At 45.7% G+C, this 19025-nt stretch carries 17 protein-coding genes; 13 read left to right on the forward strand and 4 right to left on the reverse strand.

Annotated features, from left to right (window positions below; genetic code table 11):
- Positions 1 to 136 precede the first annotated feature (136 nt).
- From alr to NST25_RS05510, 7 genes are all read left to right on the forward strand, one after another.
- The gene (alr, locus tag NST25_RS05480; protein WP_340393447.1) at positions 137 to 1318 is read left to right on the forward strand and encodes an alanine racemase; all 1182 of its coding nucleotides are present in this window, start codon (positions 137 to 139) and stop codon (positions 1316 to 1318) included.
- Between the two features lie 215 nt (positions 1319 to 1533).
- Complete coding sequence (locus NST25_RS05485; protein ID WP_025698676.1) at positions 1534 to 1815, forward strand: CopG family ribbon-helix-helix protein; 282 nt, start codon at positions 1534 to 1536, stop codon at positions 1813 to 1815.
- A gap of 3 nt (positions 1816 to 1818) precedes the next feature.
- Positions 1819 to 2169 carry a type II toxin-antitoxin system PemK/MazF family toxin gene (locus tag NST25_RS05490; RefSeq protein ID WP_036686777.1) on the forward strand — a complete coding sequence of 117 codons (351 nt, stop codon included), beginning with the start codon at positions 1819 to 1821 and terminating at the stop codon, positions 2167 to 2169.
- 156 nt (positions 2170 to 2325) lie between these two features.
- Positions 2326 to 2934, forward strand: coding sequence for a TetR/AcrR family transcriptional regulator (locus tag NST25_RS05495; protein ID WP_081383506.1), 609 nt, complete (start codon positions 2326 to 2328; stop codon positions 2932 to 2934).
- A gap of 172 nt (positions 2935 to 3106) precedes the next feature.
- Complete coding sequence (locus NST25_RS05500) at positions 3107 to 4306, forward strand: MFS transporter (protein WP_076100052.1); 1200 nt, start codon at positions 3107 to 3109, stop codon at positions 4304 to 4306.
- Positions 4307 to 4478: 172 nt separating this feature from the next.
- Positions 4479 to 6707, forward strand: coding sequence for a Tex family protein (locus tag NST25_RS05505; protein ID WP_340393448.1), 2229 nt, complete (start codon positions 4479 to 4481; stop codon positions 6705 to 6707).
- Positions 6708 to 6891: 184 nt separating this feature from the next.
- A complete protein-coding gene (locus tag NST25_RS05510; protein ID WP_076219274.1) occupies positions 6892 to 7233 on the forward strand; it encodes a hypothetical protein in 342 nt (113 codons plus the stop codon).
- Between the two features lie 45 nt (positions 7234 to 7278).
- Here NST25_RS05510 and NST25_RS05515 read toward each other — a convergent pair whose 3' ends face one another.
- Positions 7279 to 8334 carry a GIY-YIG nuclease family protein gene (locus NST25_RS05515; protein ID WP_340393449.1) on the reverse strand — a complete coding sequence of 352 codons (1056 nt, stop codon included), beginning with the start codon at positions 8332 to 8334 and terminating at the stop codon, positions 7279 to 7281.
- Positions 8335 to 8503: 169 nt separating this feature from the next.
- Here NST25_RS05515 and NST25_RS05520 point away from each other — a divergent pair, with 169 nt between their 5' ends.
- Positions 8504 to 9298 (forward strand): hypothetical protein, encoded by a 795-nt coding sequence (locus tag NST25_RS05520; RefSeq protein ID WP_339246737.1) that lies wholly within the window; start codon positions 8504 to 8506, stop codon positions 9296 to 9298.
- 2213 nt (positions 9299 to 11511) lie between these two features.
- On the opposite strand, the gene NST25_RS05525 is transcribed toward NST25_RS05520, so the two are convergent.
- Both NST25_RS05525 and NST25_RS05530 read right to left on the reverse strand, forming a co-directional pair.
- The gene (locus NST25_RS05525) at positions 11512 to 12483 is read right to left on the reverse strand and encodes an S-layer homology domain-containing protein (RefSeq protein ID WP_076187528.1); all 972 of its coding nucleotides are present in this window, start codon (positions 12481 to 12483) and stop codon (positions 11512 to 11514) included.
- Positions 12484 to 12568: 85 nt separating this feature from the next.
- Positions 12569 to 13360, reverse strand: coding sequence for an SDR family NAD(P)-dependent oxidoreductase (locus tag NST25_RS05530; protein ID WP_076220605.1), 792 nt, complete (start codon positions 13358 to 13360; stop codon positions 12569 to 12571).
- A gap of 187 nt (positions 13361 to 13547) precedes the next feature.
- On the opposite strand from NST25_RS05530, the gene NST25_RS05535 reads away from it, so the two are divergent.
- The 4 genes from NST25_RS05535 to NST25_RS05550 all read left to right on the forward strand — a co-directional run bounded on the left by NST25_RS05535 (position 13548) and on the right by NST25_RS05550 (position 17451).
- Complete coding sequence (locus NST25_RS05535; RefSeq protein ID WP_340393450.1) at positions 13548 to 15527, forward strand: translation factor GTPase family protein; 1980 nt, start codon at positions 13548 to 13550, stop codon at positions 15525 to 15527.
- Positions 15528 to 15588: 61 nt separating this feature from the next.
- A complete protein-coding gene (locus NST25_RS05540) occupies positions 15589 to 16074 on the forward strand; it encodes a hypothetical protein (protein WP_076129525.1) in 486 nt (161 codons plus the stop codon).
- 61 nt (positions 16075 to 16135) lie between these two features.
- Positions 16136 to 16663, forward strand: a complete 528-nt coding sequence (locus NST25_RS05545) for a GNAT family N-acetyltransferase (RefSeq protein ID WP_340393451.1) — start codon at positions 16136 to 16138, stop codon at positions 16661 to 16663.
- Positions 16664 to 16971: 308 nt separating this feature from the next.
- On the forward strand, positions 16972 to 17451 hold the full coding sequence (locus tag NST25_RS05550) for a hypothetical protein (RefSeq protein ID WP_076303353.1): 480 nt from the start codon (positions 16972 to 16974) through the stop codon (positions 17449 to 17451).
- A gap of 141 nt (positions 17452 to 17592) precedes the next feature.
- Here NST25_RS05550 and NST25_RS05555 read toward each other — a convergent pair whose 3' ends face one another.
- Positions 17593 to 18156, reverse strand: coding sequence for a CGNR zinc finger domain-containing protein (locus NST25_RS05555; RefSeq protein WP_340393453.1), 564 nt, complete (start codon positions 18154 to 18156; stop codon positions 17593 to 17595).
- Between the two features lie 220 nt (positions 18157 to 18376).
- On the opposite strand from NST25_RS05555, the gene NST25_RS05560 reads away from it, so the two are divergent.
- Positions 18377 to 18871, forward strand: coding sequence for a DinB family protein (locus tag NST25_RS05560; RefSeq protein ID WP_036686798.1), 495 nt, complete (start codon positions 18377 to 18379; stop codon positions 18869 to 18871).
- Positions 18872 to 19025: the final 154 nt, after the last annotated feature.

The following is a 19025-nucleotide window of genomic DNA, read 5'->3' on the forward strand; positions in this document are numbered from 1 at the left end:
TATCCGCTTTTCTTTATTTGCCGGGGCTCCAGCACACATTGACAGCCACCTTCTGTAGCATTACCATTGGTACTAAGACAATGATTAATGCAATGCAGCAATGACGTTTTACTACAACGTAAGAAGGTGACTTGAAGTGCAAGCAAGCTATCGACCGACAGTAGCCGAAATTAATCTGGATGATTTGCGTGCCAATTACGAAGCCTTTCGCCGCTACTTGCCGGCAGAGACAAAGTTTATGGGATGCGTCAAAGGAAATGCGTACGGCCATGGAGCAGTGGAAGTGACACGGGAGCTGGAAAGACTCGGAGCAGATTATGTTAGTGTGGCTTTTTTGGATGAAGCATTGGAGCTGCGTCAGGCGGGAATACTGATTCCTATACTGGTGCTTGGCTACACTTCCCCAGAAGGAATAGCCGTTGCCTGGGAGAACCATGTAACTGTAACACTGTTCACACCGGAGGTACTGGAAGCTATAAGACAGCTTCCTATAGATCCGGAACATCGGCTGAAGGTGCATATCAAGATTGATAGCGGGATGGGACGACTGGGTCTTTTACCAGCTGACGCACCTGCATTTATCTCTGAAGTGCAGTCTGTTGCGCAGGCGGAGCTGGAGGGTATGTTTACCCATTTTGCCAAGGCAGACGAACAAGACAAAAGCTATACACTGGAACAGCATCGACGGTTCATGAGCGTGGCGGAAACGCTGCGGGAGCAGAACATTCAGATCCCGATCATACATACGGGCAATAGCGCTACGGCCATTGATTCACCTTATTTATCCAGCAACATGGTGCGTGTAGGCATCAGCTTGTACGGATTTTATCCCTCCACAGAGGTGAACCGTCAACTGGTAGAACTACGTCCGGTATTGACGCTGAAGACGCAGGTTGTATATGTCAAAAGCCTGCCTGCCGATTGGGGCGTCAGTTACGGCACTAGGTACATCACAGAGAGTGAGGAGATTATTGCAACGCTACCTGTGGGGTACGCAGATGGATATTCCCGCATGCTAACTGGCAAAGCGGAGGTGCTAATACGTGGAAGCCGCGTTCCTGTCGTCGGAACAATCTGCATGGATCAGTGTATGGTATCACTCAAATCTTTCGCTGCAGAAGCGGAACAAATTAAAGCAGGCGAAGAAGTTGTTCTCATCGGCCGTCAAGCTGACGTGATGATCACGGCAGACGAGTTGGCTCTCCAGCTTGGAACAATTCACTACGAGGTTATCTGCATGTTGGCTCATCGGGTGCCCCGCGTTTATATAAGTGAAGGCACACTTCCTAAATTAGTAAATGCTCTGCTCACAAACTGAAAGTTCTTGACAGTGATGTTATACAAGGGAGAAAATAGAAGGAATTGTATCGTATTAGGAGATGTGACTAAAAGCCTATACGAACCACCATTTCTAGTTTATAATGGGATGCAGCATACTTGATATACTGGCGGCATATATTCCTTGTATAAAATTCCTTGTATATTGTAACACTGGAACACAAGGGCAGAAGGTTTGTGGGGGTGGAAGAGAAGGTGGCTAATTTGCAGAACACCAAAAGAATCATGATCAGCTTGCCCGATCATCTCTTGCAGGAAGTGGACGGAATTGTTCAATTGGAGAATTCCAACCGGAGTGAATTGATTAGGCAGGCCATGAAGCTGTACTTGAGCGAACGGAGGAAACGTTCCATCCGGGAGTCCATGCAGCGCGGCTACATGGAAATGGCTAAGATCAACTTGACCATGGCATGCGAGGCTTTCCTCGCGGAGGAAGATGCAGACAGCACTCTTGGCCGCTTAGTAAGCGGGGTGTAGACATTGATCGTTAAACGTGGCGATGTTTTTTTTGCTGATCTTTCGCCGGTTGTAGGTTCTGAACAAGGCGGAGTAAGGCCAGTTCTGGTCATCCAGAACGATATTGGCAATCGCTTTAGCCCGACGGTAATTGTGGCTGCAATCACAGCCCAAATCCAGAAGGCTAAGTTACCTACACATGTGGAAATTGACGCAGCTGCTCATGGCTTTGACAGAGATTCTGTTATTTTGCTGGAACAGGTTAGGACGATTGACAAACAACGCTTAACTGACAAGATCACCCACCTTGATGATGAAACGATGAAAAAGGTGGATGAATCGCTGCAAATCAGCCTTGGTCTGATTGATTTTTAATCACCCTAGGTTATAGATAACTCATGAGATTGGCGCTCGGGTACGAATCCGGGCGTCTTTTAATATGCGTTTTTGCGTATAGTAAATAAAGAATCGTTAGGTCTTCACTTTTTGAAAATGATCTGATATTATTAGACCGTACGGTCGGTTTAGGAGGTGCTTAGAATCAAAGGACGCTCAGACGGAGAAGAAACTAAAAAAAGAATTGTGCGCAAGGCCACGCAGCTGTTTGTACAGAAGGGTTATGCTGCCGTAACTATGAATGAAGTTTGTGTAGCCTCGAATGTCAGTAAAGGCAGTCTGTATCACCATTTTCCGAGCAAGGATGAGCTTTTTCTATTTGTAGTGGAAGTGGATACGTTAGAATGGCTGCAAGCGTGGGATGATAAGAAACAGGAAATTGTAGGGATCGAAGAACGATTTTATGCGTTAGCCGAACACTACGCAAATGATTTTCAGAATCCATTGATTCATGCGCTCGAGGAATTCTCCAGAAGCAGATGCCACCCGGAAGAGATTAGCAAGCGGCTTTCACTTCTTTATGAAGCAGCCTCACATGCTTGTCGTGATCTTTTGAAGGAAGGTATTGAAACGGGATATTTGGTAAAGGGCGACTTAGAGAACTATGTAATCATCGTGAGTGGCATGCTTGAAGGGATTGGAAGAGTTTCTGAATTCTCGATTCATGAGAAGACCCAGGAGGATATAAAAAAATATTACCGGGAAGCAGTAAATTTATTATTACAAGGGATCCGTACGGGGTAAGATAACGAGGGGCATGAAAAGAAGCTTTACATTCAGGAACATGAAGGCTGAAGCTTCTCAAAGGCACCGGAATAGGAAGGGTTATTTTTTTAATATTATTTAGACCGGATGGTCGGTCTTAACATGCATAATATTCGAAGTTTTGGCTTTAAACACACGGAGGGTTAATACAATGTCATTGTTACTTAGAAACAGAGGCGCTATGCTGCTTGTTATGCTTAATATTTTTCTGGCTTTTACTGGAATTGGGCTAGTAGTCCCAATAATGCCAACCTACATGAATGAGCTTGGGATCAGCGGAAGTACTGTCGGGCTCTTGGTCGCCTCCTTCTCGCTTGCCCAATTATTAATATCGCCATTTGCCGGCAGATTATCCGACAGAATCGGTAGAAAAAAGGTGATTGTAGCAGGTTTGATCGTGTTTGCGATATCGGAGCTGATTTTTGGTCTGGCCAATGTACCCTGGCTCTTGTTCGTTTCGAGATTGCTTGGTGGTGCAGGAGCTGCTTTAATTATGCCGGCAGTTATGGCTTATGTAGCGGACACGACTTCTTTTGAAGAGAGAGCTAAAGGAATGGGGCTAATTAATGCAGCCATTACCACCGGCTTTATTATTGGTCCTGGGATTGGAGGTTATCTTGCTGAGCTTGGAATGCGGGTACCCTTTTTCTGTGCAGCGGGTGCAGCTGGAGTTGCAGCTCTAATTACAGTTTTAATTTTGCCTGAGTCTCTATCTGAAGAGAAACGTAAGGAAGCGACGTTATCAAAAAATAATCAGGAAAGCTTCTTGACGCAGCTGATGCGTTCTTATCGCGAACCGTATTTTTTCGGCTTAATTATTGTATTTGTTATGGCTTTTGGGCTGGCTAATTATGAAACGGTGTTCGGATTGTTCGTGGACCATAAATTTGGCTTTACACCTAAGGATATCGCTTTTGTAATTACCTTTGGTTCTATTGCAGGTGCGGTGGTGCAGGTGTCCGCGTTTGGCTGGATCTTGAATAAATTCGGGGAGAACAAGGTGATCTCCACTTGTCTTATAGTCTCATCATTGTTTATTCTGCTGACCTTGTTTGTAAGCGGCTTTTGGGCGATTATTACGGTTACCTTTATTGTGTTCTTTGCAATGGATATTCTGCGTCCAGCAGTAGGCACACAGCTTTCCAAGATGGCCGGAGAATCGCAGCAAGGTTTCGTAGCGGGAATGAACTCAGCTTATACAAGTCTCGGAAATATTGCTGGGCCTATCGTCGCAGGGTATTTGTTTGATCTTAGTATTAACTTCCCATATGGGGCAGCCGCGCTCGTTCTGGCTTTGTGTTTTGTATTGTCACTGAGTTCCGGAAAACGGGGAATGGGACAGCGGGCGTAATCGCCGAATCCGGGCTCTGACCACTCTACCATGCCTCGCTTTATCGCACAGCGGTTCAGTACAAAGCGCGCTATTCGGGCTGGTCTTTGGTGCAGAGCCGAATCTGTGATACTATTTTAATTATGAGATCAAGATATGTATAAGCAGATTGTGTACGGGAAGAGGGATACTAATGGCGGTAGATAACAGCAATACGGAAGTCATTACGGATGAGGCAAACGCACAGCGGGAGCAGGAATTGATAACCGTAGCGATTGCCAAGGAATTGAACATTAGTCTGAAACAGGTACGCACTACGGTAGGACTGCTGGATGAGGGAAATACCATTCCGTTCATCGCCAGATATCGGAAGGAAATGACGGGTGAGCTGGACGAGAATGCGCTTCGTGATATTGAAGAACGGCTGGGTTATCTTCGCAATCTAGGCGAACGTAAAAAAGACGTTATACGCAATATTGAAGAGCAGGGTAAGCTGACCAAAGAGCTTCATGAGCAAATTATCAATGCGGTCAAGCTTCAGGAAGTAGAGGACTTGTATCGTCCCTTCAAGCAAAAGCGTAAGACGCGGGCTAGTGTTGCGAAGGAAAAAGGACTTGAGCCGCTTGCTAACTGGATCTTGGAGCAGCAAAGACAAGGGGATCCACAGACTGAAGCATCGAAATATATTGATGTGGAAAAGGGAGTAGAGAGCGCAGACCAAGCGCTGCAAGGCGCACTGGATATCATTGCCGAGAACATAGCAGATGATCCTGCGATCCGCTCTTGGGTTCGCCAGTATACAGCAAGTCAAGGTATTCTTGTGTCTGAAGCAAAGGATGCAGAACAAGAATCTGTATACGAAAATTACTATAGTTACCGTGAACCTGTACACAAAATGCCACCTCACCGCATCCTAGCAATTAACCGTGGTGAGCGTGAAAATATATTAAAGGTAGGCATTGAGGTCGTCACTGATAAAATTCATGCCTATATCGCACGGAAGATCATTAAAGGGCCATCCCCGGTGAAGGAACTGCTGGAAGCAGTGACTGAGGATGCCTACAAACGTTTGATTGCTCCTTCTGTAGAGCGTGAAGTTCGTGGAGAGATGACCGAACGTGGGGAGAACCAGGCGATTTCGATCTTCTCTGGCAATCTACGTAGCCTTCTGCTGCAACCGCCAGTGAAGGGACGTTGTGTGCTGGGTGTTGACCCTGCATACCGTACTGGCTGTAAGCTGGCTGTTGTAGACGATACAGGTAAGCTGCTAGAGGTAGCTGTGACCTATCCGACGCCGCCGAACAACAAGAAGCTCGAAGCTGCTGCTAAGTTCAAAGAGTTGATTGCTAAGTACGGCATTCAGCTCATCGTAATCGGCAATGGTACAGGCTCGCGTGAAACGGAGCAGTTTACAGCAGAAGTGATTGCCGAGATTGGCAATCCAGAGCTGGCGTACCTGATCGTTAATGAAGCGGGAGCGAGTGTCTATTCGGCTTCCAAGCTGGCGCAGGAGGAATTCCCGGATCTGGATGTAGCGGAGCGCAGCGCGGCTTCTATCGCCCGTCGTGTGCAAGACCCGCTGGCGGAGCTGGTGAAAATCGATCCGAAAGCTATTGGTGTGGGACAGTACCAGCATGACGTCTCCCAAAAGCATCTGGAGGAGAGTCTTAAAGCCGTCGTGGAATCAGCGGTAAACCATGTTGGCGTGGATGTGAACACGGCATCTCCTGCCTTGCTTTCTTATGTGGCAGGAGTTAATGGAACAATTGCTAAGAATATCGTTAAATTCCGGGAAGAGAACGGCAAGTTCACGACTCGGAAGCAGCTGCAAAAGGTACCTCGTCTAGGTGCCAAGTCCTATGAGCAATGTATCGGCTTCCTGCGGATTCCAGGTGGAGGCAACACCTTGGACCGCACGCCTATTCACCCCGAGTCCTATCCGGTGGTGGATCGTTTGTTCCGTGAGCTAAGCCTCGATGTGAATAAGCTTGGCAGCAAAGAAGTAGCCTCACAGCTTGAGGTGCAAAATGCCGAGGAGCTGGCTGTGAAGCTGGATGTCGGCGTGCCTACGCTGCGCGACATCCTGGAGAGCTTGCAGCGTCCGGGCCGCGATCCGCGCGAGGAGCTGCCGCTGCCGATCTTCCGCACCGATGTGCTGAAGATCGAGGACCTGGTTCCTGGCATGGAAATGCAGGGAACCGTCCGCAACGTTATCGATTTCGGCGCATTCGTCGATATCGGCATCAAAAACGATGGGCTGGTGCATATTTCCCAGCTCAGCGGCAGCTTTGTGAAGCACCCGATGGACGTTGTCTCCGTAGGAGACAATGTCACCGTCTGGGTGATGGGGGTTGACCTGAAGAAGGGCCGGGTCAGCTTGACGATGCGTCCGCCGCGTGTTGAGGCGGGAAGCGTAAAGTAGACAGATCGCAGTGATCCTCAAAGAACGACAACAAGAAGCCAGTCTCCATTATTGGGGACTGGCTTCTTGTTGATTATTTTCAGCTGGAACCCTTTTTGTCATTATAGAAGTGAAGGACGTGCACTCTTTGGGTAAGTTTAGAGTAACAGTTGAACTAATGGCTTATTACTAGGAGGAGATAGATGTGGGAAATCCATTGAAAGAATTAAAAAATAGTGTGAATGGCCTGAAGCAATCCCTTGACGGAGTTAAGCAATCAGTAGAGGGGTTGAAAGAACCTATAGATGAGATGAAGGGAAACATTCAGATCACGTTGGAGCAGGCGAAGGACAGATCTGAGGGATTCAAATCGGAGATCAATCGTATGAAGGAATGTGTGGAGGAAACTAAGCTGGTTGTTAATGAGGCGAAGGAAACGGTAATGGAGGCGGGTGAGGTGCTTTACACTCAAAAACGCTATAAAAGATTGTTGAAGAAGCAAAACCGAAAAATGCAGCCTGCAAAGGCAGGCCGCCGTTTAATATAATCAGCCGGAAGTCCAAACATTCACCGCAGTTACAACCCGTACCTTTTAATTATAGGAATGAGAGGGAAGCGCATTTAAAAAAATCTGCAACAGCTCATTTACCGAAGTCTCCATATTGGAACGTTGCTCAGCTGCAAGCCAATCCTCTTGAATGATGATGTAGCTGCAGGAGCTGCTTTTTAAATAGCTGTATATTATTTGTGCTTCGTCAATTTCATGGCGGCCGATCGCTGCCGGGGTCTGATTGGGTTCACTGTGAAAAGAGGTCATAATCGCTGACTTTATTGCCGCTTGCAGGTGGGTGATATCCGGTTGATCATATTGTAGCTTGGTATGGGACAGGATACGGTTGCCCTTGAGCAGAATGAGTTTAAGCGTCTGTTCATTCATGGCCTCAAGAACTGCAATATTCTGATTCTCTTGAGCGAATTCGATGACCTTCTCTTTGTGAATCAGGAAGCTGACAGCTCCAATATAATCCCTGTATTTGGCGGCGGTTTCGAAGTCATAGTGCTCCGCGGCCACTGCCATCCGCTGCTCCATTTCCTCGAGGATGCTGGAATCTGAGCCGTTTAGTAAGTCAATGACCCGATCAATAATTTTATTATATTGAACAGCGGCATCTCCGCCTGTACACATCCCTATGCATAGGCCAAGCGAATGGTTTAGGCATAGGGAATTTTTAAAGCTAGGGTTGCTGCAAAGGATTTTTGAGCTTTCTTTAATGCCTTGTACTGCCCGTTCAACCGTGCTTCTGCTTGTATAGGGACCCAAAACCTGAGTGCCTTCTTTGACCGCAGGATCATACGTAATCTCTAACGAACGTATTTTTTCATTCGCTCCTATTACGATATAGGTATAAGCCTGCGGATTTTTCATTTTTTTATTGTACATGGGTTTGATCTCTTTAATTAATTTGCATTCCAGCATAAAGGCTTCGAATTCGGTATCCGTAAGGATGATTTCCAGATCTTTAATATTTCTTACAAGCTGCTTAACCTTTGGGGAATGAGATTTTGAGTTTTGAAAATAGGATTGGACTCTCCGTTTTAACTGTTTTGCCTTGCCAACATATATAATATGACCGAGATTATCCTTCATGAGATAAACGCCGGGAGTTAGGGGAAGGCTTTTAAGTTTTTCTGTTAAATGAATGGTAACCCCGCCCTCTCATAAGAGTTGTATGATTGATAGTTTTAGTATAAGCTTGCAACCTTCATTTGTTCAAATCAGTCTAAAGAGTGAAGGATCGAAGCTAAGGAGGGATCTTATGTACTTCGCAAAAAAAATCGGTGGGCTGGCGCTGATAGCAGCAATGTTATGGCTTACAGCATGTAGCGGAACGCCAGAAGCAGGGACGGAGCCGAAGCAGACGCCAGAGCATTCACAAGAGCAGACGCCAGTGCAGACGCAAAAGCCGATACCCGAGCAGGCACCAGAGCAGACGGAAAAGCAGACGCCAGAGCAGACATCAACTGCACAGTCAGCGGCTACTACGGAATCACCACAGGAGACTGAGACATCAAGTACGGGGCAGCCGCAGGATCTAGAGGGATTACCGCCATCAGTTGAGGAAGCAGCGACGACGGTTATAAGGTCAATTAAAAACAAGGATATGAAGCAATTAGCGGCATGGGTACATCGGGATAAAGGGCTACGTTTCTCTCCATATGCATACGTGGATACAAAAAATGATCTTGTATTCACCCGGGAGGAAGTAGAAGGATTAATGAATGACTCTACCAAAAGAGTCTGGCGAACATTTGCTGGCTCCGGTGATTTAATCGAGCTGACATTCGCAGATTACTACAAGCGGTTTGTTTATGATGCGGACTTCATTCAGAAGGCCGAAATTGCTGTGAACAAGGGGCTTGGGCAAGGGACGACGATCAATAACTTAAACGAAGTGTATCCTAAGGAGCAATATGATTTCGTTGAATATCATATTGCTGGTATCGATCCTTCTGTCGAGGGTATGGATTGGCGCAGCCTGCGCCTAGTCTTCGAAAAGATCGGAGAAGACCATGCATTAGTCGGCATTATTCATGATCAATGGACGCCTTAGCTTACGGACCCAGATGACGCTATTATGGACGCCTTAGCTTACGGACCCAGATGATGCTATTATGGACGCCTTAGCTTACGGACTCAGATGGCGCTATTATGGACGCTGTTTGCCTGCTTCAACTTATTATTCACGTCCGTTGGTATACGCTGATCCTTACGGACCCAAATGACGCTATTCGCGTGTTTTTAGCGATTAGAGCACAGTTTCGGACTCCAGTGCAGCTATTCATTACAAAAAGGCACATTTATGGTGCTTTTTGTGCCGATAGCGACGATGGAGTCCTTTAGTAGTCCAAATGTGCGATTATACTGCGAATAAGTTCATCTGGGTCCGATAGCTACTGCAACCCCATCCGCTGCAAATCCATCTGTTGCACACCTAGTTGCTGCACACCTAACTGCTGCACACCTAGTTGCTGCACACCTAACTGCTGAACACCTAGTTACTGCATACCTAACTGCTACACACCCATCTGCTACGTTCGCATACCGCAAACATTGGAGCATCGCTGACTTGTATTTTGTTTTTGGCTACCTGCTTCAGCGGATTTTCATATCCATTGATATACGCTGAGTATTACGGACCCAGATGACGCTATTCGCGTGTTTTTAGCGATAAGAGCACAGTTTCGGACTCAAGTGCAGCTATTCATTACAAAAAGGCACATTTATGGTGCTTTTTGTGCCGATAGCGACGATGGAGTCCTTTAGTAGTCCAAATGTGCGATTATACTGCGAATAAGGTCATCTGGGTCCGATAGCTACTGCAATCCCATCCGCTGCAAATCCATCTGTTGCACACCTAGTTACTGAACACCTAGTTACTGCATACCTAACTGCTACACACCCATCTGCTACGTTCGCATACCGCAAACATTGGAGCATCGCTGACTTGTATTTTGTTTTTGGCTACCTGCTTCAGTGGATTTTCATATCCGTTGATACACGCTGATCCTTACGGACCCAGATGACGCTATTCGCGTGTTTTTAGCGATTAGGGCATAGTTTCGGACTCCAGTGCAGCTATTCATTAGAAAAAGGCATATCTATGGTGCTTTTTGTGTCGATAGCGACGATGGAGTCCTTTAGTAGTCCAAATGTGCGATTATACTGCGAATAAGTTCATCTGGGTCCGATAGCTACTGCAACCCCATCCGCTGCAAATCCATCTGTTGCACACCTAGTTACTGCACACCTAACTGCTACACACCTAACTGTTGCACACCTAACTGTTGCACACCTAACTGTTGCACACCTAACTGTTGCACACCTAACTGTTGCACCTAGCGGTTGCACACCATCTGCTACGTTCGCATACCGCAAACATTGGAGCATCGCTGACTTGTATTTTGTTTTTGGCTACCTGCTTCAGCGGATTTTCATATCCATTGATATACGCTGAGTATTACGGACCCAGATGACGCTATTCGCGTGTTTTTAGCGATTAGGGCATAGTTTCGGACTCCAGTGCAGCTATTTATTAGAAAAAGGCATATCTATGGTGCTTTTTGTGCCAATAGCGACGGTGGAGTCCGATAGTATCGTGAAATTGGCATTTTTCTGCGAATAAGGTCATCTGGGTCCGATAGAAGCTACGTCCGTGCAAATATGATCTAATCGCTCGAAGTTTGATGTTCATCCCCGTCAAGTAGCTTTGCACACGAATATGACTTAATCGCTCGAAGTCTGATGTTCATCACTGCCAAGTAATCAGCATTTCTGCCTGAGTTAGTTTGCGAACCCAGCGACGTTATTTGCAAATTTATTGCCATCGGAGTACAGTTCGGGCCCAGTGCAGCTATTCGTTAGAAATAGGCCCATATTGGATGTTTTTTTAATACAATAGCAATTATGTAGTTCGATAGCGGCTGCATCCGTTACCTTATCATTCGGAGTTTGGAGTTTGGAGTTGGGATAAAGGGCGAAGGAACAACAAACAAGGGATGCTTCAGCAGCCATATGATGGCTTTTGAGGCATCCCTTATTAGCTTATAAAAATGAACTTAGATACCTGAGGAAAGGAAGAGAGGCGAAGGGGAACTCTAGAACTGTAAGAGTGATAATGCCCTCCCTATAGCTTTCCACAGGAAAGCCATCTTCGTAAGCATAAGCTTCTCCGTATCTCAGCCGTCATAAACGGCAGCTGAAGTCCAAATATTCACCGCATCTGCGACTGACCCTTAACTCTAAAACCCTCAAGTTCGATTTATATTATTGTGCCGCGCTAGACGAATAAGAGGCGGAGCCAGTTACAGGTTGAGCGATAGCTTTGTATCCATCTGGCAGATAAGTGGCAACAGATGCTTTTGTGATCACCTGCGCGTACATTTTCCCTGGTTCAGGAGCAGTCACGTTAAAGTAAATCACAGCTGTATTGTCTTTACCAAATTCGATTCGCTCAATCACCAGCCCATACCCGGGGTTAGGTAGATTATTAACGGTAAGGGTGGCTTTATTTACGCCTTCACCCGCTTTGGTCAACGTAACCTCTGTTTCGTAGGTTGGAGTAGTGGGACTGCCATTAGATACAATTACACGTTTAGCAAAAGCGGCTGCATCATAGATCAGAGCGGCTGCTTCAGAGCGGGTAATAGCATCATTCGGCCGGAAACTACCGTTCTTATCGAGTGTGGCAATATGTGTATTCAGCAGGATCTGGAGACTATTTATAACCTCCGTAGAGAGTTTATCGCCATCCTTAATGTCTACATACATCAGCGTAACAGGGAAGTTACCTTTACTTTGCAACGCTTGCGTCAATAAGTGCGCGAACTGAGCACGGGTGATAGTTCCATTAGGATCCACTGTCCGGTCGAGTGAAAGGCCATTTTGCTTGGCAGTCAGGAAAGCCGAAGCATACCAGGCCTTGTCGTTCACTTTATCAAAATAATCACTGGCTTTGGAAGAACTACTACCTGCCGCTGGTTGCGGAGTCAGATTCAGACCCCCAACGATGAATTGTATCCCTTGCGCAAAGCTTACTTTAGATTTAGGAGCAAACTTATCTTTGTCTACTCCGTTTATAATCCCCTCTTTATGCAAAGAGTTGATTTTTGCTTCCGCAGGATCACCTTTCAAATCTGAAAAAGCAAAAGCGGATGCCCCAAAAGACACACTCGCTGCCAAAATGCCGCAGGCTATAGTCATTTTTTTAGCGTTATTTATGAATAATGGTTTTTTCATTTGCGTCACCTCCATACTCTTAGATGGTAGATTAGACCAAAATGTTGCATAGAATTTAAAATATTATAACGGTTCAAGTAAAATATTATCCACGCAGTAGCGATTCGGCACCATCTACATAAATTTCAGTTCCCGTCACATGAAAAGATTCATCCGATGCGAGAAATAATACCAGATTGGCAACCTGCTCAGGCTTACCCGGTGCATTTTCCAGCGGATGATTACCTTCCGGAAATTCCACAGGAATCTTCACTTCTTGAAGATCATCGCTTTTATACGTATTATCTCCAATTTGTGTATCGATTGATCCAGGACAGATGGCATTTACACGGATGCCGTATTGCGCCAGCTCTAGGGCAGCCATTTTCATAAAAGCAACTTGTCCTGCCTTGGAAGATGAGTAAGCGGAAGCGCCAATGTTCGAGAATACTCGGTTGCCGTTAATGGAGCTGGTGATAATGATGCTGCCGCCATTTTCTTTCATGTGGGGGATGGCGTATTTTACTGTGGCAAAGGTGCTGCGTAGGTTGGTATTCAGTGTCTGGTCCCAATCTTCGATTTCTAGTGTTTCGATGGGAGACCATGTACCATTAATGCCAGCATTGGCAAAAATAATATCAATCTTCTGGGCCGCCTCCCCAACCTTACGAATACTTTCTTCGACCAGACCTGGATTGGAGACATCGCATTCAATTACTGTTGCTGTACCGCCAATAGATTCAATCTCACGTTTAGTTTCATAGGAATCCTCGGGAGTGCGGTCAAGCATATATACCTTAGCTCCCTGTTGGGCAAACCGTATCGCTGTAGCTTTTCCAATACCGGAACCAGCACCTGTAACCACTGCAACTTTATCCTGTAAACGTTTATCTGTCATGATGAATTTCCTCCTCGGCGTTAAATTTCTTATATTAGTAATTACATACCCGGCATAGCTGAATCTAACCATTTGAACTGGAGGGTGGAACAACGTGGATGGATATATTACTATGGAACATAAGGATGTAAATAATATAAATTCAGATAAATTTAGATAAATCTAGCTCATGATAGGGGAACTATAGATGATTCAGCAGCAGGGAGCAGAACGGATTAATGTGGGGATATTTGCCCATGTGGACGCCGGGAAGACAACAACAACGGAGCATATTTTGTATGAAAGCGGTCGCATTCGAGCGCTTGGCAGCGTAGATACGGGGACGGCATTGACGGATTCTATGGATGTGGAGCGGCAGCGGGGGATCTCCGTACGGGCGGCATTGGCTTCTTTTGCTTGGAAAGGTGTGCAGATTAATCTGGTCGATACCCCGGGGCACGTCGATTTTCTGTCCGAAGTTGAGCGGTCTTTGCGGGTGATGGATTGTGCGGTGCTTGTTCTTTCAGCCGTGGAGGGTGTGCAGGCCCAAAGCGAGATGATCTGGAACGCGCTGCGCAAGCTGGGAATCCCCACACTTATTTTTGTGAACAAAATGGATCGTGTAGGTGCTGACCCTGAAGCTGTGCTGGCAGAGGCGCGAAATTATTTGTCTAGTGATATTATTCCAGTTCAGCAACCCATCGGCAAAGAGAAGGAGTACATAGGAGCAAGAGATTTATGGGAGAATGAAGCTGATGCTAACAAGCGAACAGAATTATTAGAGGCTTTAGCTGAACGGGACGAAGAGCTGTTGGAGAAGTATATGTCTGGTAGTCCGATTGATTTGGCTGAATGGAAAAAATATATGAAAACAGCCTCCTCATCAGGTCGCTTTTTTCCGATGGTTTATGGCGTCGCCGCCAAGGGGCTTGGGATTACTGCCTTGCTGGATGCGATGGTTGAGTATTATCCGCGCGCTGGTGGGAATGTGGAGGGTCCGGTGTCAGGCATCGTATACAATATTCAACGTGATAAAAGTATGGGACGGATGGCGTTTGTCCGCCTTTATGAAGGGACGATCCGTAACCGCGATACGCTGTTGAATTATACGCAGGATATTCAGGGGAAAGTGACCCAGATCCGCAAGGTCGAAGGTGGTCGGACCGAGGATGTTGGAGCGCTTGAAGCGGGAGATATTGCTGTTATCTATGGTCTTTCCGGGGTGCGCATCGGAGATGTGCTCGGCCATCCGGGGGCCATTCCGGAGGAGGCGAAGCTGGCTGTACCGCTGCTAACGGTGCGTGTATTCTGGGAGCCAGATATGGATGACCATAAGGTTATCGGGGCGCTGCAGGAGCTGGCGGATGAAGATCCGCTTTTGGATGCACAGTGGCTGCAGGATGAGCGGGAGCTGCATATCAAAGTAATGGGACCGATTCAGCTGGAGATTCTGAACAGTGTTCTGGAGGAGCGATATGCGCTGAAGGTGACCTTCGGTCAGCCTTCTGTCATTTATAAAGAAACGCCAGCCCGTGCCGGCGAAGGTTTTATCGCTTACACGATGCCGAAACCGTGCTGGGCGATTCTACGCTTTCAGATTGAGCCTGGACCTCCGGGCAGTGGTTTAGTCTATGATTCGATAGTGCGGAGTTCCGATCTGCTGCCGCAATACCAGAGCGAAACCGCACGCCGTGTACCGGAAGCCTTGCAGCAGGGTTTGTATGGCTGGGAGGTTACCGACCTTAAAGTGACCTTGACCGAGGGACAGCATCATGTATGGCATACCCATCCGCTGGATTTTGCTGTGGCGACTCCGATGGGAATTATGGACGGACTCGCTCGGGTAGGCACTAAGCTTCTGGAGCCGATTCTGCAGGTTCGCATCGTGGTCCCTGAGGAGAATGGCGGCCGGGTGATGAACGACCTCGTGCAGATGCGCGGCACGTTCGAGCCTCCCGTGCTGCAAGGCGAACGGATGATAATCGAAGGACGTCTGCCGCTGGCAACGTCACTCGATTATCCTGTCAGCTTAAGCTCCTACACGAAGGGGCGCAGCACGTTTACTTCTTTTTTTGCCGGCTATGAAGAATGTCCACCAGACGTATCTGCTGAGCGCACCCGCCGGGGCGTGAACCCACTTGATCAGGCGAAATATATATTAAGCGTGCGAAAGGCACTGCAAGGGTAAATTGAGGTAGAAGGACTATTGAGACTAATAGGCAGGGTGAAGACAAAGGAGCGTGTCAGCGATGTTAGTACTAAGATATACTCAGAAATTATTAAAAGATATGAAAGTAGCTCCAGTAGAAGTAGAAGACATCTCCTCCTTTTTTAGTTGGCATGTGAATATTATGCAACTCAGAAAAAAACATATTTTATTTGTACATGATGCAAGCCGGTTATGTATATTATTGGATGGAATAAGAAGTGGTCAAGCTGATAAATTGGTTGAAAAGTTCAGAATAGAACTTAAGGAGTATTTATTGCAGGAGGGTTTTAAGAAGCAGCTCATAAATCAGTATTTACTAGAGGCCGGAGAAATCACTATATCCCGTACAAATAATAAAAGTGTACTTGGAACAATGAATGAAATAACACTATACAATTCGGTAGCTCAAAGTGATTTCAGCTTGCTTGAGAGGAATAAGTGGTTGAACACTATTATATATAAACCTATTGATTATAAAGAGCCCATTAATGTCTTTAGAGAATCCTTAAATAGTTACTATTCATAAGCAAGTACTGTCAATCTTGGACTAGCTGAAGCTTTTATCGGAAATCTGAGGGGGAAATAAATTGAAGATTAGAGAAGCAACAGCTAGTGAAATAGACGGGATCGCTTTTGTCCACGCTGCGAGTTGGAAAACCACGTACAGAGGGCTAATTTCGGACGAGTTTCTCGATAAAATCACCGTGGAAGCAAGAAGAAAGCTCTGGATTCGGAATTTTGAAAACCCCAATAAAGACGAGGTTATGTATGTGGCTGAAGATGGGGCTGGGACGATTATTGGTTTTGCAAATGGAGGAGCGCGAAGAGGGTCAGATCTCTCTGATCTCTATGATGCGGAGCTATATGCACTCTATTTGCTTAAGGAACAGCAAGGAAGGGGTCTTGGAAGGCAACTCATAAGAAGCGTAGCACAGAATTTATTGGAGAAAAATTATAGCTCGTTCATGACTTGGGTGGTAACAGGAAATCCCGCGATTCATTTCTACCACAAAGTGGGTGGGCAATCTGTTGCGACAAAAGAAGTGAAGATTGGGAATGAGATTGCTGAAGAGATCATGATCGGGTGGAGGGATATTGGGGTTGTTGGGGATTAAGAGCCAAGGAGAGCGATGTGCAGAAGCTTTTAACTGTATTTTGTACAACTATAATCCTGCAAATAACCCGCCAAAGGATATAACTGTATTTCGTACATCTATTTTTGTGATTTATTACTCTATGGGCACATTTTATAGTTTTTAAGTGTACAGAATACAATTAAAGTCCTGATGATCCCCTTTGGATGCGGAATAAGTGTATGAAATGCAGTTATTTTACGAGTTCATAAAGCTCCGTGCACAAAACTATCTAGAGAAGGCCAGGTTTTTTTCGCTAAAAAATAGGATGAGTTAAAGGTTGTGAGAAAGTGAGTGATAAACAAGCACGGCTATTACGTATGGAGCAACTGAAAAAAAGAGTGAAAATAGAAAACCCACTAGGTTCTCTTTACAGTGAGTGTATCGAAGCTTTAGGTCCCAACACAAGAATATATAGTTTAGAAAAGTCGTCCGAGATTGTATCTATGATGGAGAGTATAGTTAATTTCACACAGTGGGCGCGGATTGACTGGGAATCTATTGATCAAAAGAAATCCTTTAAGACGCCGGAAGAATTGAAAGACATAGAATCTATTTTATTGCGTGATAACTATTTTATTGTGTGGAATGAGATCAATCTTCCGGTAGTGGAAACTAATTTAAATAATATTATAAACAACTTCAATGATGTTATTGCTGTTGGATTTGATACATGGATTATAAATATGGATAAAGGAATTATCATTGAAAGCTATCACGAGGGGGATCTGACAGTGGGTTGGATCACGCCTCCCTCACTACCAGCTTAACCATAGGCTCTAATGGATTCATAGAGAGTGAAAAATGTACGTAATTCACACTGCGCTAATAACCTCAAGTTTATTCTTCCTACACGGAACAAGCTTACATTAAGTATAAGAGTTTTAATATAAACTATTAGCCTATAGACTCTATTCCCCCTCAGACTCAGCCTTCTTCCGCGCCCGGAAGCGCCGCACCTTCATAAGGTTGCCACAAGCTTTGTCATCGCAGTATCGCTTGGAACGGTTGCGTGTATCATCGTAATAGACCCAGAGGCAATCGGGATTCTCGCAGATGCGGAATCTGGTGGGTTCTTTTTCAAGCAATGCCTCGGCAAAAGACGCCGCAATCTCCGCCATCACCTGTTCCCAACCGCTATGGAGTGGCAACAGCTTTATTTCCGCTTGCTCCTCGCTTTTCCATACAATTCGCCGTGTAACAGGACCCTTGTCCAAATAGATATTGAGCTGTTCAAGCATTTCTCCATACACCGAGTTTCCTTGCACAATAGCCTGTACCCAGTTCCATAGTAGTGAGCGAAGCTTTTTAAGCTGCGCCATTTCTATCGTGTTCGGCATCTGTGTTTCTAAAAGAGAATACTCCTTCAGCCATTTAAAAACCCATTCTTCTTCATCGAGCCTGTCCCGATCTTTATTCTTATCTCCTGTTCGCCAATCCCGCCAGTAGCTGTTAATGAAATCCTCCCACAACACGGTCTGTTCATCCTTTCCGATTCAACGCTCATTACAAATCATTGTAACAGTTAAAAATAAGTTTAGCTAGTTACTTGAATACAATCTGGAAATATGCTACATTTCTTTTGTAACCACTATATTATGGTTTAAGTAGTTACATATTAGTTCGCTTTGAAGTAGTTCTTTTTGAAGCTACACCATGAAGTTTATGCTTACACAAATTTTTAGGAGGTTGAACATGCAAAATAAAATCAGTGAGGTCTTGCTCCAAAATTGGGATTATTGCATGGATATCGAGGATTGGGCTCCGCCGCTTAGCGATGCGCTGGAAGGTGTGGATAGCAAACAGGCTCTCTGGAAGCCAGAGGGTGGGGCGGCCAATTCTATCTGGGAAACGGTTAACCATCTAACTTATTATAAGGTGCGTTTGCTGCGAAAGCTAAAGGGGTTGCCCAAACAACCCGATGCTGAAAGCAACGATGATACCTTTACTGTAACAGCTGAAGGAGAAGAAGCATGGGCGAAAGCCGTTGCAGACCTGAAGGACGTGCATGCTGCTCTTAGAGAAATCATTGAAGCGTTGGAAGAAGGCGCGTATGATTGGGGCGGTTCGGGTCATGCGCCAGGGGAAGAAGTAATGAGCCTTATCCTACACGATTCTTACCATACTGGACAAATTATTATGCTGCGTAAATTGCAGGGTTCTTGGGTGTCCAACCGTAGTTTTAATTAGAACCTCCACATTTAAAAATACAAGCCGTACACTGCTATTCCGGTATACCCGGGTCAGCGGAGGTACGGTTTTTTTTTGTGCAACTCTGGTAGGCACGAGTATATATTCTATATTGTTTTTTTTGGTTGATTTGGATAAATTAAAACGCGATATG

Origin of the sequence: Paenibacillus sp. FSL E2-0190, assembly GCF_037992965.1 — a bacterium.
GTDB classification, from domain to species: domain Bacteria; phylum Bacillota; class Bacilli; order Paenibacillales; family Paenibacillaceae; genus Paenibacillus_AQ; species Paenibacillus_AQ odorifer.